This is a genomic window from Candidatus Thiodiazotropha sp. AKIB8 (genome assembly GCF_058244675.1).
Map to the genome: position 1 here is coordinate 80,384 of NZ_JBSYOO010000028.1, position 17,128 is coordinate 97,511.

The window sequence follows — 17,128 nt, forward strand, 5'->3', positions numbered from 1 at the left end:
GTTTCACACAGGAAAACACAACACCTGATTCATAGTTGTGTAAATAATTCTGAAAATGTATTTCCTTCAAGCAACACAATTAGTTGGGGATATAGTCTTCCAACAAGGGAACTACCTGACCTGCAAACATCTCAAGACGCTTATCGCCATCTGACCAATCCTCACCATCGCCGATAGATACCGTCAACCTAACAAGGGCACCATCTGTACGATGCTCAGTTAGACCATCCAGAAACAGATACCATTTTACCAGCCATTCATTGGTAATCACACGACCACGTTGCTGAAACCAGTAGTAGACCAACTTTTTGGTATCACCCCGCATGATAACGAGCCGATTGACTTTCAGTGGGTTCCCATTGACCTGCAGACCAGGTAGAGCGATTTCGGTAACCTTATCTATCTCCCAGCCCCCCCCAGGGATACAGGAACGGGGACTATGTGCAGCCGAACCAGCTTGTTGAGAGGCATAGTAGGCGATGTAGAAATTAACCATTGAGCCAACTGAATTGGTATAGTCACCGATAATATAGTCATCCAACTTCAGGGATTTAAGATAGATATCCTCTAACATTTCCTCATCACCCCGCCAGTCACCTATCTGCATGGGAAAAGCGCTAAAGTCATGTCGATCAGGAAGAAGTTCCTCCTGATTTTTCACATAGAGAGAGCTGACCGCTATTAAGGATACCGATGCCAGAATGGCATAGTGGACAGGAGTAACTGACCTAACACGAAAAGTCATGCCCTCAGGTAATGGTTTCGGCATTTCCAATCCAAAGACATCACTGAGTTGTCGCTTGGATCTCCCTATTTTCGCCAAAACAGTCATCTCCAGTAACAGGATCAAGAGGCATGACATAAACACAATCCAGCCCTCGAAATAGTGCAAGAAGCCATCGGCCTGCTCCTGTCCCCAGTTATCCACCAGCACACCGATTACCCCGATACGGAAACTATTCATCAGCACGGTGATAGGAATACTTGAAAGAAAAACAATCGCCCTCTTCCAGAACTCAACCCGATACAGATAGGCGGCCAGAAAAGCAAGGCTAACCAATGGGAATAGATAACGCAGCCCACTACAGGCCTCGACGACCTGAAGCTTATAGCTACCCAGGTCAATCACATTTCCTTCAAGAAAAACACTGATGCCGAACCAGCGAATCACTTCGACACCCAATTCAGAAGATATCAGTTGCAGCTTTCCTGAAAGATTGTTGTAGATGAAAGGCGGAAGGGGAACGATAAAGAAAAGCAAGAAAATGGGGCCGAGTACTATTTTAAATGCTGGCCATCCCAAAATCGCATAAGCTAGCCCCATGATGGTGAGAATCGAGGCATACTGAACCAGGGTATAGGTGGTAGAAATCTCCCCCACAAAAAAAAGGAGACCTGCCACAAGCAGAATCACCACACCCAGCCAGGATGGGTGAAATTCCGACTCGATTAGCCTGCCTCGCCGCTGCCAGATCAGATAAGCTGAAATAAAAGGTAAGAAATAGGCATAGCCATACTCCTCCTTATTGCCCCAGCGGCCAAGCATATCGACAACACCATCCCAGAATCCATAGATTAAGAGAATAGCGGAAACACCAAACAATCCCCATACCATTGGAGAAATGCGCCATCCAGTTGGAGTAGTTGTAATCACAATGTCCTTAGTTATCTATCCATTTAATATAAAGATTCGGCAAAAGCAATTGTATATCTACAAGCACTAACGTTAAAAAAAACACTATTTAGCCATACATTCAGTCACAGGCTAAAGTGGTAGCATGACCTACCCCGCACCACTCAAGTCCAATGCACATAATCAGTGGATCACCCCCTCAAGCTCTCCTGATTTGCCAAAAACCATTGATAAGTCAGCTTGATACCATCTTTTAAAGAGGTTTGAGCCTGCCAGTCAAGGGATGATAAACGACATACATCCAACAATTTTTGCGGAGTTCCGTCTGGCTTGCTTGTATCAAACTCAAGACTACCCTGATAGCCAGTCACCTCACCGACAAGCTGAGCAAGTTCGCCAATGGCAATATCATTCCCAACGCCGATATTTACCATATCGGTAAACCCGTTCTTGTTCATTAAATAGACACAGGCATCCGCCATATCATCCACATAGAGAAACTCCCGACGAGGCGTCCCTGTCCCCCAGACAACAACCTTGTCATCACCCCGTATCTTTGCCTCGTGAAACTTACGAATCAGGGCAGGCAGTACATGGGAGTTCTGCAGATCGAAATTATCGTTGGGTCCATAGAGATTGGTCGGCATGACGGAGACATACTCTGTCCCATACTGACGATTGTAGGCTTCACACATCTTGATGCCAGCAATTTTGGCGATCGCATAGGGCTCGTTAGTCGGTTCCAACGACCCTGTCAGCAGGTAATCCTCCTTCATGGGTTGCGGGCAGAGCTTGGGATAGATACAGGAACTACCAAGAAACATCAGCCGTTTCACCTCACTGGCATAAGCAGCCGATATGACATTCAGCTCTATCGCAAGATTATCAACAATAAAATCCACCGGGTAAGTATTATTCGCATGTATACCGCCTACTCGGGCTGCGGCAAGAAAAACATAATCTGGTTTTTCACTGTTAAAGAAATCCATGACCTCTTCGCGATTTGTTAAGTCTAGCTGGGCGTGCGTACGCAACAGAAGATTATTCCATCTGCTTTTCTTCAACCGTTCTACGATTGCCGCCCCAACAAGTCCGCTGTGTCCGGCAATATAGATCTTTGCATCCAGTTCCATACCCTGCCCCCCCTATCACTCGAAATAGCGATAAGAACGGAAACCGGCTTTTTCGATCACCACATCCTTCTCAGCAAGAGATAGGTCCTCTCTTGCCATTTCAGCAACCAGTTCACTGAACGGTATCTCTGGCACCCATCCTAGCTCATTCTTGGCTTTACTCGGGTCACTGAGTAGGGTTTCCACCTCTGTCGGACGAAAATAACGTGGATCAACCCGCACAACAACAGTACCAGGTTGTGGTCCAGTACCATTTGAATTGGATTCAACGATTCCTTGCTCATCAAGCCCTTCACCTTCCCAACGCAACGAGATACCTAACTCCTTAGCTGCTGCATCCACAAATTCACGCACTGAATGTTGCTCACCCGTACCGATTGCGAAATCATCTGGTTTATCCTGCTGTAGCATCAACCACTGCATCTTCACATAGTCATGTGCATGACCCCAGTCTCGGAGCGCATTCATATTTCCCAGATAGAGACAATCCTGCAACCCAAGACTAATACGTGCCATTGCCCGTGTAATCTTACGTGTGACGAATGTTTCACCCCTTACTGGTGACTCGTGATTGAATAAAATACCGTTACAAGCATACATCCCATAGGCCTCACGGTAGTTCACGGTAATCCAGTATGAGTAGAGCTTTGCGCAGGCATAGGGAGAACGAGGGTAGAAAGGTGTCGTCTCTTTCTGTGGTGTCTCACGAACATCGCCAAACAATTCTGAAGTCGAAGCCTGATAAAAACGTGTCTTTTTCTCCAACCCGAGTATCCTGATCGCTTCCAGCAAACGTAAAGTACCAATAGCATCTGCATTCGCTGTATATTCGGGAGTTTCAAATGAGACCGCCACATGGCTTTGCGCCGCTAGATTGTAGATCTCATCTGGTTGAATTTCCTGAATAACCCGAATTAGATTCGTCGAATCAGTTAAATCCCCATAGTGTAAAATAAAATCACGTTTATCCGCATGAGGGTCTTGATATAGATGATCAATTCTATCTGTGTTGAACGATGATGCACGTCGTTTCAACCCATGAACTTCATACCCCTTCTTTAGGAGAAACTCTGCTAAATATGCACCATCTTGGCCTGTAATACCGGTAATAAACGCCTTTTTCATCTTTTCTGCAAATCCATTCTTAGTTTCAAATTCCACTTATTTAGAAAGTATCAAAAGCATTGACTTCTACAAAACTCAATCATAAGAATCCTGCATTAGTCATCAATCAGCACATAATATATACAAACAGATAATTCGTACACTGATTATTAGCCCCAGAATATTAATTACATCACCATCTATGCATATAAGTTATCCCAACTGGTGTCATCAATCTTACAAATCATCAATAATATGGTACTTCACAAGCTGTAATTATTGGGTTTCATAAGTATTTAAGCCTGTCATAGCCTGCCGAAGGGTAGTGAATTGAGTCTATATCCATACTATCGAGATTTCATGAGAACATGCATCATCAAATAAATATGCTGAATTGGGCATATTCTTGTATTGAGTGTAAAGGTACTAACTGCACTAAATAGACAGAGATGGAAGCCAAATCAAAGTCATACCCACATTATCTGTGTTTTAAGGTAATATTATATCAGACTCAACCATATCCTTTGAAATCTTGCTAAATATATCAACGCGTTTTGTAAGCTTCCGCGATGAAACCGGATGATGTCAGATTGTAATTGTCAGTCAGAAATAAATACTGAATATTTGTCACAGTATCTTTGATATCGATGTAGCTATCGAAACAGAACATTAGCCGGCTTCGACACCATCAAAGAATGCTTTAGTCACTTGTTAGTTGTGCGGCTTTCTTTAGCCACTGATGCTCATTAATATATTCACGTTTTTTTAAATAATCCTGACACAACACAAATATGATATATACGATTGTTTTAATTAGTTATTTTTGACTAATGCATAATTATAGCGTCATATATCGAACGCAATGATATTCAGTTTTGGTTTTATCCATAATCGTCTAAGAAGGGAGTAAGCATCCCATAATAATTCATTCATCCCACAAGTCAGGTGTATTTTCTTTAGTGTGAACGACTTGTCAAAAAAACTGGAAACGAGGAATGCCTTAGGTAATAATCTGCTCATCTAAATGGCGGTTTTCAATAATAAAATACTTGTTTCTTTAAATATTTTAAGATACAAAAAAGATATTAGTATTCGAAGTTAACCTGTACGCCGCTAATACTTAAAGCGATTTCTATTTATTAGACAAGTTGCTTTTTAGCCATTTCATATTAGCTTCATGGACTAGCACTGATTACTGTCAATAGAGTTTCTTCCATACTCGAAAGCACGCCTTCTTTACTCCATTCTGCAGCAGCACGTTCCTTTGCTTTGTCGCCCATAGTAGTACGTAAATTACTATCTTTTGCAAGGCGAATGATTGCTTGCGCAAATTCCTTGCCATGCTCCGGAGAAACAGCGAATCCACAGCCTTTCACTGCTTCAAATACTTGTGTTCCTTCAGTAGCACCTGCTACGACAGGGCGACCACTAGCAAGAATATTTCCAAGTTTAGATGGCATAACAAGGTCTGCAGCTCCTGCTTTCTGTGGTAAAAGATGGATATCCGCTGCAATCATTAAATGTACAAAATCATCCATTTGTTGTAGTGGTAAAAATGTAATATTCTTTAAGCCATGTGCACTTTTGACCATATCTTCGCGACCTGCACCATCACCACAAATAGCAAAATGTATATTATTTTCATTTTTTAAATATTTCGCTGCCTCAATGAGAGTTTCTAAACCCTGTTTCTTTCCTAAATTACCAGAATAGAGGGCTAAAATCTGCTCTGGATGCTGCTTGAACACTCTTTCCCATTTCCCAGCCCCCTTAGTGGGATCAAACATATCAGTATTAGCCCAGTTTGGTATTAAAAGTATTTGTTTTTCTGGTACGTCTTTTTCAATGAGTTTATTGCGCATATTTGGCGAAATAGTTGATATTATTGAGAAAGCATGTAACGCAAGTCTCTCTATCTTTAGCGCGTATCTGTATATCCATGGCTTACTCAAGAGCCCAAGCTGAAAAGCTGCATCTACCTCAAAATCCTGGACATGAACACCGACCTTTGCCTTTGCTAACCAACCTGCTATTAATGCAATAGGTGTTGACATTAATGGAGGTGCCGTCAACAGAATGACATCTGGTTTTTGTTTTATTGCAAGCCAGAACATTATAGGTGCAGAAAATAATGTAAATGATAAAAGATGTACAATTCGTTTTAGCCCTGTAGGCTTCGCAGGTATGTACAATGGAACACGATATACTTCAGCATTATCAACTAATTCTTTACGGTACCTCCACGCTGAATAGCCCTTGGATACAGTCCACTCTGGATAGTAAGGTGGGGCAGTTACAACACTTACATGATGTCCCCTTTCTGTGAACCATGCCGCAGTTTCTCCCTGATATTTTCCAATTCCGGTTTGTTCTGGAAAGTGATTGAGTGAAAATAATAGTATCTTCATAAAGCCTACCGTAAAGCTATTCTACTGTCATTAAATAGAATACTTAATATTTGTATTCAAATTTGTCTTGGATATCTTGATTATTTCTATATATTAGGGTCTTCAGACGTAATTTCGGATAGAAAATAGCACTTTTATTAGTTTGATGTAAGGATAAATTGAGTTAGCACACATTGAGGGGCTTCTGGATAGATTAAAGTAAGACCTAAAGATACTACCATCTATAATTTACAGATATTCGAGTGTTTTATTTATACTAAGGTACGGTTGATTGATTCAGATCAAGTACCTGTAGTTAAAGTTAAGATAAGGGTGTGAGCAAACTGAAAAGCTTTTTACTCAGGTAATGAACACAAGCGATCTGGCTATGATCTTTTGCTACAAATACACAATGTATTTCAAGGTATTACACTATTATCTGATTAGACGGGTTCATTATCCGTACTGGTGTGAAGTTGCTGATCAATTACAATACCTAAGAGTGTATAGATTTGACTGATGCTTATCCTGGTCTCTTGCTGGCTTGACTGAGAGGTCATACTTAAGAAAGTTACAGAAGCTATAAGAACCAGCCGAGATCACGTATTCAATTCAATTGAGTGGTCGAAACCTTGTGCAAGTTACATCGAGATATATCTACTATTGAAACGATAGGTATCGATAAGTAAGCTTACTAATAAAATTATCTATTACATTGAATTGGTTTACAGCCAAAGGTCAGCTTACCAGTGAAATTTTTAAGATATTAATAAGCAGGTAAAACTACCCGTCATTAAATCGCATGGATCCCGGATATTTTATGCCACAGAAATTACATTGTCTTATACTCATAGTAAATTACCTCTTCAGGTAATTACCCTAGATTTGTTTATGGCTATTTCGACAATATATGTTTAGAGATCTGATGTACAAACATAAATTAGCATGTTTTTTCTATTTGTTTTTTATTTTTAATAGTACTACCTCAGTTTTACTCGCTGCTGTTCCTATTCCAGAACAAGCGAAAGAACAGGGATATTTAGAAAATACATTTAGTAGTAACTTTTTAATTAACGATATAGATATAGAAGATACTAGAAACTCTGGTTATGCTTGGTACGTAGGTAAATTTTTTGGATGGAATGCCACTCCTCGATATAATTTTTCATTCCATAACAAATATTTAACAATAACATCAAGTGAAAGTAATAATTTTTCAATTGCAACTGCGACACGCGTCAAGGAGGCACAGAAATGGGTTGGACAGGCTTTTGGTGGTGGAGGTTATTTTGAGGCAGATATAAGATTTGATCCTGATGAAGTTATTGTTTCAACCAGTGGTGGTTGGCCATCATTTTGGGCAATGGCTATAGAACACATGGCAAACCTTCCGGAAGAACAATGGACTGGACAAGACGACGGCTTTGTCCATTTCATAGAGGTTGACATCATGGAGTACCTAATTAAAGATCCTCTCAATAAACAAATTTATGGTGCCAACATTCATGACTGGTTTGGTGTTTGGAAAAAAACATGCAGTCCAAAACAGTTTTGTGGTCATAGTATTCCATACCTAAACGTTAAAAAAAAAGTACCTGATAAAATAGATTTAGGTAAATTTCATAAATACGGATTTCTATGGGTTCCAGCCACAAGCGACACTCAAGGATGGGGACAATTTTATTTTGACAACAAACCAATTGGCTCTAAGACAGTATGGTCCCTATACAATGGGCAGACAACATCAATGAGTAAGTCATCATGGACTTTTGGAATACTCGATAAACAGCATATAGTTTTAATTTTTGGAACAGGTAAAAATCTGTCTATGGATATTCGTTCTGCCCGAGTTTGGCAAAAATCTAATGAGAATAACTGGATACAATAAATATGACACTTCAGTTATCTGATAAAAATATACCCTCAAACAAACTTATTGTTTCTGAAAAATCAATTATTAGAATTGCTAAACTTATTGCTATATGTTTGGTTTGCGGATTCTTCATAAACTTTTTCCTACATTCTCGAATTCTTCAGGAACTTGCATTTATCGCTTTAATATTTCCAGCACTACTACAAATTCGGTACGGCCTTGCAGATATACGACGTGCGCATAGGCATTATATGTACGCACTTTTCTATTTGATACCTGTATTGTTATCATTTTTTATAAATCACTTAAATTCTGGTATCACTAATATATTCGATATTATTGTTATTATTAACTTATATTTTGGTTTTTACATAGCTGCTATATTTTCTAGTTGTAGTAAACATGACTTATTAAAGTACATCTTGAAATATGTTTTTTTATTTTCATTACCTCTATTTCTATATGTTTCTATTTCACAACGAGAAGCTTATATCTGGGGTAGATGGCATCCGTTTGATATACAACCAAACTGGTGGGGCATGATGACCCTTGGTTCCGTATGGGGTGCAATGGCTCTAAAATCGATGAAACTTCGAATAGCTGCAATTACAGCTGCTTTTATTTTTATGGTGCAACTTCAATCAAGGGGTTCCATTGTTGCCCTTATGCCAGTATTACTATTTAGCAGTGGACTATTCCTGCCAATACAATCTAGAAAATTATTCTATTTATTTATTACTCTATTAGTACTTCTTGTTGGTGTAACTGCTTCTGAAATAATCCTAGAGAGAGGAATTCTTGAGCGGTTAATAGATTATATATTTAACCAAGTATTGTTACTTAATGATTCACGTAGAGGTGTTGGAACTGGATTGACAGGAAGAACTGAAGGATATCTCCTCGCTTGGGAGGGATTCCTTAAATCACCGGTTTTAGGTAATGGTATTGGAGAGTATGATTTCGTTCATAATGGCTTTTTATTAATAATGGCAGAAACCGGATTGCTTGGACTAATTGGGGCGCTTATTATAATAGGAAGGAGTTTTTTTAGCATAGTTAAAAAAAGGAATTGGACTTACTTTGGTTTACTTATAAGCTATATTGCAGCACTAATGACGTTCCCAAGATCATTTAATATCAATATGACTGGTTTTATATTTATAATTTTAGTTATGAATAATTATACAACGAACAATAAATTATAATAACTTAACCTTATTTTAAAGTGCGATTAACTGAGTAGAGCCCATAGAGCAACATGATAGTATTTATAATTTTTTTCAAGCAAGGTCAAGAGACACATCAGAGCACTAAACGTAGCTTGCATAAGAGCAACAAAACCAGATAGAAGATTTGAAAAGTAGGTGCTATGGCTAATACCTTGGCATAAAAAACATCCAATCATGTATTTTCAACAATCAATCTAAACGTTATACTGATATGTTAAGCTCGCGATGTACTGAAGGGGTTCTGAATAATGGATAACGCACCATTAGCAATATTTGCTTATAATCGAGCTGATAATCTAAAAAAGACGCTTAAAGCACTAGAGGAGTGTAATGGTTTTTCCGACAGTCCGATTATATTTTTTATTGACGGGCCTAAAAACAGTGCAGATCAGGTTAAAATTGACAAAGTACAGAAATTTGTTGAATCTTTAAATTGGCCTAATATAGTCCAGATTAATATTCGTGATCAAAACTTAGGCCTTAAACAATCGATCTTTACTGGAGTATCTGACGTTTGTGCTAAGTATGGTCGAGCAATCGTATTAGAGGACGACTTAGTACTCTCTCCAGTTGCTCTTGAATACTTTAATGAAGGGCTAAAACGCTACAACGACAATGAGCGGGTTTGGAGTATTGTCGGTTATCAATATGATACACCGGCTCTGCGAAATTTAGACCGAGCACTTATTCTTCCTTTCACACATTGTTGGGGTTGGGCCACTTGGGACCGAGCTTGGAAACAGTTTGATTTAAACGCACCTGTACGCAAACAAGATCTTGAGTCAACGGTTTTTAGGAAAAGCTTTGATGTCCATGGAATACAAGCCTTCAGTGATATGTTAGAACTTGCATTGTCTGGAAAAATTAACAGTTGGTTTATCCGATGGAACTATAAGGTATTCTCCGAACATGGCGTTTCTCTTTTCCCACCAGCTAGCTATATTAGCAATATAGGCTTACAAAGCGGCGGAACACACGCTTCTAACCTTAATCCATATTCGCTACTTGTAAATCCTTCTCTCCCAAGTAATAAGTTAGTCAAATTTCCTGATAATTTCTCCGTTGATCATTGGGCAATTGATAAAATTAAAGCATCTTGGGATGCTCGTGTACAAAAGCTTATTGCAGTTCTAGGATCTATAAAACGGAAAATTAAAGGATAGCTACAATGAATCAAACTAGAACTTTTGTACACCGAGCATATCGATGGATAAACCTAAAACTTGCCGTTCGTAGGAATGTAATGTGCAATCCGGACTTGACGGTGGGAATTGGAACAACAATTAGAGCACCAGAAAAATTATCTATTGGACAAAATGTCGAAATTGGCGCTTACACTACAATTGCCTGTAATGGCACAATAGGAAATGGTGTTTTGATATCAAGTTATGTTGGAATTATTGGACGATACGATCATGATCATAAAGTAGTTGGTGTCCGTATCGCTTCTTCACCTTGGATATATGAATCTGAACATAGCTCTAGAAATAATAAGCACACTATAATTGTCGAAGATGATGTCTGGATAGGCCACGCGGCCATCATACTTAGCGGCATAACAATTGGTAGAGGCTCTATAATTGCAGCCGGCGCTGTCGTAACAAAAGATGTTGAACCATATCAAATAGTTGGAGGAAACCCTGCAAGATTAATTGGGTGGCGCTTTACAAAAAAAGAAATTATAGAACATGAAAGTATTTTAAATATAACTTCCACATAAAAGGAAATAGACATTGATCACGGATAGATTAAATGCTTTAGGACTTGAAGCACTTCGAACATTGCCAGATAAACTTGCGCTACATATTCTTTACTTACAAAAATTTAAACGCATTGCCAATTTTAAATATCCAAAAACTTTTAATGAGAAAGTTAATTGGCGTAAACTCTATCAACATGATCTTAATTTTATAACGTTTACCGATAAATTATCTGTAAAGCAAAAAATTGCAGAAATAACTAGTGATCTCTATATTATCTCAACTCTCTGGTCAGGTGATGATGCGGCAGATATACCTTTTGATACCCTAAAACCTCCTTATGTTATCAAAACTAATCATGGTTGTGCGGATATAATATTTGTACGCACGAATGATGTTAATAAAAAAGCTGTCTGTAAAATAATGAATGCTTTTAATAAAAGTACATATGGTTTGCAGCGTCGTGAATGGGCATATAAAAATATTCAACCAAAGATATTTGTAGAAAAAATGTTACTTAAGCCCAACGGTGATAGTCCAGATGATTATAAATTTTTCGTTTATAGTGGTCGGGTACATTTTATTCAATATGACACTGGAAGATTTAAACAACATGCAATGGGTTTTTTCGATAAACAGTGGAACTTTCTGCCTGTGACAAAAGGCTATCCAAGGATTAAATGTGCTCCACCAAAACCTGAACACTTTAATCATATGGTTCAATTAGCGGAAAAAATAGGCACACTATTTGATTTTGTTCGTGTCGATTTTTATGATACACATGAAGGTGTTTTTTTTGGAGAAACGACATTTTACCCTGCTAGTGGTCTAGTAAATTTTTATCCTGATAAATGGGATCTAATTTTTGGTGAACCTTGGATTATTAAGCAATAATATTTATCGTAATAGCAGTTATACAATTTCAGTTTTAAATTCTTATCAGTATATTTCCTGTGTCTTTACAGGGATAAGTTATATGCCAAACGTTAACAATAATACTATTTCCTGAGTGAGACATAGCTCATGAGTGCTAAAAGTTCTCCTTGAGAAAATCGTTGTTGATACTTTTAATCGCACTACAGTTTATATTCCAGCTTGCTTTCTGACGTCACTCAGGTTTTCCGTTTTCTTCAACGGCGACCAACGGCTTATCTTACATACCGGTTACACACCATCTTCTAAATAAGCGGGTTTTCTGCTCACGGACTTCATTAATTTTTCTATTAATTTGGGTAATGAAGTATAATGCTTCAAAAGAGACCTATCATCTGGTTACCCCATTTATCCGTGTGATAAGCCTAAGTCAAGCAGTACATTGAATCAAAACGGACTGCACCAACCACCCAATTTCAGCATCTAAATACAAGCATGATCTGTTTTAACGAATTGTTTGTGCGTAAGAATTGCCAATTAGTATCGAAGTAGAGACAGTAGGTAAGTGTTTCAAAACTACGAGGATTAGCAATATCTACAGCCTTGTTAGTTTCATCTCTTGGAGTAGGTCGATCACTCTATCAGCTTTTTGTTATGCTGCTTCAAGGCTCCTGAGCATGAATGTCATTGAACACTTTGTTCATTAAATTGACATTGGTGTTTTGCAAATAGCTGAAATATTAGTGGTAGAAATGACCCGTTCAACGTTGCCAGTCAGCCTCGGGATAATAATCAGCTACTGAATCTACCAGGCCCAGGTAGGCATCGGAGATGATCATTTGACACCTTTCAATCTTCGCTATTTGAGGTGATCAAGAAAATTATTTCATCCAGCATTCTTTTCCTTTTGCTCTTCATCCACACCCTGAATACGGCGTTAGCCTTCTTCATCAACGCCGACAACTACCAGCACAAAAACTTTTTTTCACCAGCTCAACAGCCTTAAAGCACGATACCAACCAGATAGATATCGTTTAAACTCCTTCGATGTGACGGTTTCTCCATGACTCGATGTGTTTGTATACCTTCTTGTTGAGCTTACTGACTCTTATCAAATTATTTATGGGGCAGCGAAAGGATTTACTTGCTGCGTAATTGAATTGCAGTTATTACTTGAAACCGCGATCGTACAGTCTATATACTTATCAAGAATGTCGTTGTTAATTTCTGACATCTGTTTGATTTCAACTAATGTAGATGGGCGATCTGTATCAATAATGTAGTATGGCTGTATACAGCATTCATTTTTTGTTAACTGAAGCAGTCTAAATGTTGAATCCCAACCACCTGTCCAAAAAATATTAACAATCTTTGTCATAATTGACTCCATGATATCTGCTGCTAACAATGTTCCATTTAAATATTTTGTTAACGCGCCTCCTTTAACCTTGTATATTTTTTCTGAAAATAATAAGCAGTTCAGGCAATTTATTTCTTTCAAAGATAGTAAATACTGTAATGTAGGCTAATATTCCAGATAATACAGAAAATACTAATGATACAACAATACTATCATTTAACACTTTTAGGTTTTGAACAAATAATATTGGGCCTATCATTGCAAGTGATGAAAGAACTTGTGTACGAAGAGATAGATAGCATCTCCAGATAGAAATGTTCACATATTTATTTACTAAAATACTAAATGCTATATTGCTTAAAAATGAAGAAAGTAGTAACGCCATAAGCACCCAAGCCAAGCTGCCTGATTGGGAAGCAAGATACACACCTAACATCGATAAAAATGTAATTAGAATCTGTATGCGTACAACTACATATATTTTCTTGTGAGCACGTAGAATATTTCTAATTAGCAAATTATATGTAAATAATATGAGTGCTGGTGCGAATAACTGTACTAACCATGTAGTCGATGCCCATTTATTATCGAAAATAAGTGTAATAAAAAGTGGAGATGTTAACACCAGCCCTACAACGATTGGAAAAAGTATTGCTCCTAAAATAAATACTATTTGATATATTACTTTTTGTTTTTCTTCCTGTTTGTCAACAATTTGTGTAATTGCTGGATATATGACATTGAGAACAGGTTGGATAATACCTTCTTGTAAAACTCCAATAATTCTCCGAACAAATGCATAATAGCCAACAGCTGTAGTACCTAAGAAATAACCTAATATTAAATGTGGAAGCTGCTGCTCAACAAAAGATATAATTAAAGAACTTGTCTGGCCAAAACCCAAATAAGTCATTTCTTTTAGAACACTGCTCTTAAATATAAAACACGGTCGCCATGATGATAATATAAATATGATTACAACTGTCGATAAATGTACGACAATTTGCTGTATAGCTATAGCATAAGCACCCCAACCATTATATGCAAGATAAACACCTACTCCACCTCCAAGAATAGAAGCGATCAAGGAACGTAATGCAAATAATCTAAAATCCATTTTTGCTGTTATAAGACCAATAGGAACAGCAGTGAGACTAATTAAAACAGGAATAATAGATATCATCTGTAGAAGTGGTTTTAGTTTTCTTTCGCCAAATAATACCGAAAAATATTCAGCAACAAGAAAAGAGGAAATACTTAATACAAAACCGATAACCAATACAAACCAAAATAATGTTGAAAGTCGTTCATCATCACGAATTTTCATACTAACAATAGAATCTACTAATCCTAATGTGATATTTTTTGAGAAAGCTAATATAACAGTACATAAAGCAATAAGACCATACTCTTTCGGACCTATCATGGATGCGATAATAGCAAAAACAATAAATCCTAATACTTGCTGAATTCCTTTTTCAAGGAACAACCAGAAAGCACCCTTCGCCATTTTTTTACGCACATTCATATTCAAACCCATTCTAAAAGGGCTTATAAAAATCATCTTTAAAATGATTTTTTAAGAAACTATTACTAACTAATACAGTTGCAGACTACTAGTATCAACGTTCAAACTATAGCAATCTCAATTTACTGAAATATCACAACATTTTCCAAGTATAATCATGTATCACAAACAAGTGCTATACTCTCTCTACTAAGAATCTAATGTTATATACTTCGATAACGGATGTCTCATCAATGAATGCCATCGTTTCATTTTGATCCATACTCGTTATCCTTACTTCGGATCAAAATGCGCCTTGATCATGATAAGTTATTATTTCCTAGGCTTCTTCCATTCTTCAACTACTTCACTCTCAAACGACTTCTCAACTAAGAATTGAGCTTTCAAAACTATATTTGAACTCCTGAAGCCTAAAAATAACCAACCTAGCTACGAATATATTTACTCAGTTTTTAGATTACTTGGTTCATCGATAACGTGATTTTCCAGTGCGTCAGCATTCGAACTTGACTCTTGAACTGGCATAGACCTTGGCGCAGTACCAGATCTTACACCATAGCATCTGATATCCACGAAATTTTTATCTTTTATTGCAGCATAATACAATTCTTTTCAGTTTAAATGATGAGCCAAAGCTCTTCTATGAGGTTCACTAGCATAGCCTCTACCTGATGAGGAGCTTTTTAAAAGATCTCAAATAATACCAAATCATTAGCTATCAGTAGTACCCCAGTTTCTTACTTCTAGTATGTAACCCAGTTTATTATAGACAATATTGAAAAGTATCTGAAAGATATCATAGTCTTTCAGACAACTTTTTTTATTATTTTTCATATATTCAATTCTTCATAAACTTAGCTTTCAGGAGCCTGCTGATTATGGTCACAAACTACTTAGCTACCACATTTCGTTGAATGCGTTGCAGTATCCCTCCAACATAATACTATTTCAATCGCTGTGTTAGATCGCTCGAATTACTTTACAATCAAGATATATAAATTAGAATTGTAAATTACACCTACTTCACAACCTGAATAAAATAAACCAAAGTTAATAAATTCTCATACGTTATCGCACCCTATGCGAATATATAAGATTTAATTAGTAAGTGATTTTTACTACTATTAGGCAATACTCAAATCTTATTGAACAAAGCACGAGGAAGGCGACCTAATCAATTTTTTGAGTACTCCATGTAAACAACATCGCTAAAACTGAGTAATAAAAAACAACATAAATAACTTTATTAACTTTTTTATATTGTTTTTATATTAGAGGTCTAGATCCAATTTAAAATATGTATTCCCATAGGTTTTACAACAATAAATAGTGCTATAGCGATAGATTTCTGGATTTGTAGTTAAAAGTATGGAGACTAGCCCTTAATTTAATACATCTGTTATCACTTTTTTTTGATAATGTACTTGGTCTTTTAATTATTAGTTATCCCTTCACTCATGTAAAAAAGATCTTTATATAGCTCCAATAATCCCTCATCTACATCCTTCTCTACCAAATTATTATCTTAATCTTATGACTTACTTCTTTGAAGAATGTACACCTACAACTAGATCATAATGGTTGTATCTGTAACAGTCGACATACAAAAAACCATTATTTTAAGACCTTGGTATAGTTGGTAAGTAACCTAATGTTTCGTAGTCTTTAGAAAATGCAGCAAGAAATCTTTGCTCTGTTTTACTAGATAATTCTACACTACGACCTTTACCTGCTACATTCTTAAGAGGCAACTCTCCCTCTATATTTATTACTTTTTTCAATTCTTCAAAGTCATTCTCAATATTTTCAAATCTATACACCTTGTTAACTAGCAACTCCCCTCTCTCATCAGTAATAAGGTCAGATACTAGATGAAGATCATTCTCAATCCTCCAATTAATATATGCATCAAAATCCATTGACATTACAAGCTTATGTTGATGATGCCTATTATTTTTTCTCATAAAATAATAGAGTGACTTTTGCCAATCAAAAGGATCTCTAACAAACGAAAATCGATAATAGTCAAAGAATTTGCTACCTAAATAATCCCTCACAGATACAAGTGGAGGATGATATTGATATATAGGTGGAAAATAGTGAGGAATCTTGGCAACTGTCAAAGCATATTCAACATACTGAGCTACAACTTGACCCTTTGAGCAATAAGGTAGTAATACGTCACGAATACTAGTGCCCGCTACCTTGTATACATGAAAAAAAAGAAAATTATTTTTTTTTGATATCAGCATAACCACACCTTTCTTACATAAAAGAAAGCCTCTATAGTGGCTACGGAACTGTCTAG

12 protein-coding genes are annotated in these 17,128 nt (G+C 37.1%); 5 read left to right on the top strand and 7 right to left on the bottom strand.

Going from position 1 to position 17,128, the window contains the following annotated elements; all coding sequences use genetic code 11:
* Positions 1 to 79: 79 nt before the first annotated feature.
* The 4 genes from xrtD to AC4IFB_RS05995 form a co-directional block, all read right to left on the bottom strand.
* A complete protein-coding gene (xrtD, locus tag AC4IFB_RS05980; protein ID WP_490779662.1) occupies positions 80 to 1,615 on the bottom strand; it encodes a VPLPA-CTERM-specific exosortase XrtD in 1,536 nt (511 codons plus the stop codon).
* A gap of 209 nt (positions 1,616 to 1,824) precedes the next feature.
* Positions 1,825 to 2,766: a GDP-L-fucose synthase gene (gene fcl / locus AC4IFB_RS05985; protein ID WP_490779663.1), complete on the bottom strand. Its 942-nt coding sequence runs from the start codon at positions 2,764 to 2,766 to the stop codon at positions 1,825 to 1,827.
* A 15-nt stretch (positions 2,767 to 2,781) separates the two neighbouring features.
* Positions 2,782 to 3,891 (bottom strand): GDP-mannose 4,6-dehydratase, encoded by a 1,110-nt coding sequence (gmd, locus tag AC4IFB_RS05990; RefSeq protein WP_490779664.1) that lies wholly within the window; start codon positions 3,889 to 3,891, stop codon positions 2,782 to 2,784.
* A gap of 1,154 nt (positions 3,892 to 5,045) precedes the next feature.
* On the bottom strand, positions 5,046 to 6,278 hold the full coding sequence (locus AC4IFB_RS05995) for a WcaI family glycosyltransferase (RefSeq protein WP_490779665.1): 1,233 nt from the start codon (positions 6,276 to 6,278) through the stop codon (positions 5,046 to 5,048).
* Positions 6,279 to 7,182: 904 nt separating this feature from the next.
* On the opposite strand from AC4IFB_RS05995, the gene AC4IFB_RS06000 reads away from it, so the two are divergent.
* The 5 genes from AC4IFB_RS06000 (at position 7,183) to AC4IFB_RS06020 (ending at position 11,953) form a co-directional block, all read left to right on the top strand.
* Positions 7,183 to 8,145 (top strand): LamG domain-containing protein, encoded by a 963-nt coding sequence (locus AC4IFB_RS06000; protein ID WP_490779666.1) that lies wholly within the window; start codon positions 7,183 to 7,185, stop codon positions 8,143 to 8,145.
* A 2-nt stretch (positions 8,146 to 8,147) separates the two neighbouring features.
* A complete protein-coding gene (locus AC4IFB_RS06005) occupies positions 8,148 to 9,335 on the top strand; it encodes an O-antigen ligase family protein (RefSeq protein ID WP_490779667.1) in 1,188 nt (395 codons plus the stop codon).
* Positions 9,336 to 9,607: 272 nt separating this feature from the next.
* Positions 9,608 to 10,522, top strand: a complete 915-nt coding sequence (locus tag AC4IFB_RS06010; RefSeq protein WP_490779668.1) for a glycosyltransferase family protein — start codon at positions 9,608 to 9,610, stop codon at positions 10,520 to 10,522.
* A gap of 5 nt (positions 10,523 to 10,527) precedes the next feature.
* Positions 10,528 to 11,079, top strand: a complete 552-nt coding sequence (locus AC4IFB_RS06015; protein WP_490779669.1) for a CatB-related O-acetyltransferase — start codon at positions 10,528 to 10,530, stop codon at positions 11,077 to 11,079.
* A gap of 13 nt (positions 11,080 to 11,092) precedes the next feature.
* A complete protein-coding gene (locus AC4IFB_RS06020; RefSeq protein WP_490779670.1) occupies positions 11,093 to 11,953 on the top strand; it encodes an ATP-grasp fold amidoligase family protein in 861 nt (286 codons plus the stop codon).
* Between the two features lie 1,099 nt (positions 11,954 to 13,052).
* Here the strand turns inward: AC4IFB_RS06020 and AC4IFB_RS06025 are convergent.
* The 3 genes from AC4IFB_RS06025 to AC4IFB_RS06035 all read right to left on the bottom strand — a co-directional run bounded on the left by AC4IFB_RS06025 (position 13,053) and on the right by AC4IFB_RS06035 (position 17,072).
* A complete protein-coding gene (locus AC4IFB_RS06025; protein WP_490779671.1) occupies positions 13,053 to 13,310 on the bottom strand; it encodes a hypothetical protein in 258 nt (85 codons plus the stop codon).
* 64 nt (positions 13,311 to 13,374) lie between these two features.
* Complete coding sequence (locus AC4IFB_RS06030; protein ID WP_490779672.1) at positions 13,375 to 14,820, bottom strand: oligosaccharide flippase family protein; 1,446 nt, start codon at positions 14,818 to 14,820, stop codon at positions 13,375 to 13,377.
* Positions 14,821 to 16,439: 1,619 nt separating this feature from the next.
* On the bottom strand, positions 16,440 to 17,072 hold the full coding sequence (locus AC4IFB_RS06035; RefSeq protein WP_490779673.1) for a sulfotransferase family 2 domain-containing protein: 633 nt from the start codon (positions 17,070 to 17,072) through the stop codon (positions 16,440 to 16,442).
* Positions 17,073 to 17,128 lie beyond the last annotated feature (56 nt).

What these genes read in the sequence shown, in the direction of transcription:
- xrtD (WP_490779662.1), bottom strand. Translation starts at nt 1,615, where the DNA reads ATGGTATGGGGATTGTTTGGTGTTTCCGCTATTCTCTTAATCTATGGA.
- AC4IFB_RS06015 (WP_490779669.1), top strand. Translation starts at nt 10,528, where the DNA reads ATGAATCAAACTAGAACTTTTGTACACCGAGCATATCGATGGATAAAC.
- gmd (WP_490779664.1), bottom strand. Translation starts at nt 3,891, where the DNA reads ATGAAAAAGGCGTTTATTACCGGTATTACAGGCCAAGATGGTGCATAT.
- AC4IFB_RS06035 (WP_490779673.1), bottom strand. Translation starts at nt 17,072, where the DNA reads ATGCTGATATCAAAAAAAAATAATTTTCTTTTTTTTCATGTATACAAG.
- AC4IFB_RS05995 (WP_490779665.1), bottom strand. Translation starts at nt 6,278, where the DNA reads ATGAAGATACTATTATTTTCACTCAATCACTTTCCAGAACAAACCGGA.
- AC4IFB_RS06010 (WP_490779668.1), top strand. Translation starts at nt 9,608, where the DNA reads ATGGATAACGCACCATTAGCAATATTTGCTTATAATCGAGCTGATAAT.
- AC4IFB_RS06025 (WP_490779671.1), bottom strand. Translation starts at nt 13,310, where the DNA reads ATGACAAAGATTGTTAATATTTTTTGGACAGGTGGTTGGGATTCAACA.
- fcl (WP_490779663.1), bottom strand. Translation starts at nt 2,766, where the DNA reads ATGGAACTGGATGCAAAGATCTATATTGCCGGACACAGCGGACTTGTT.
- AC4IFB_RS06000 (WP_490779666.1), top strand. Translation starts at nt 7,183, where the DNA reads ATGTACAAACATAAATTAGCATGTTTTTTCTATTTGTTTTTTATTTTT.
- AC4IFB_RS06030 (WP_490779672.1), bottom strand. Translation starts at nt 14,820, where the DNA reads ATGAATGTGCGTAAAAAAATGGCGAAGGGTGCTTTCTGGTTGTTCCTT.
- AC4IFB_RS06005 (WP_490779667.1), top strand. Translation starts at nt 8,148, where the DNA reads ATGACACTTCAGTTATCTGATAAAAATATACCCTCAAACAAACTTATT.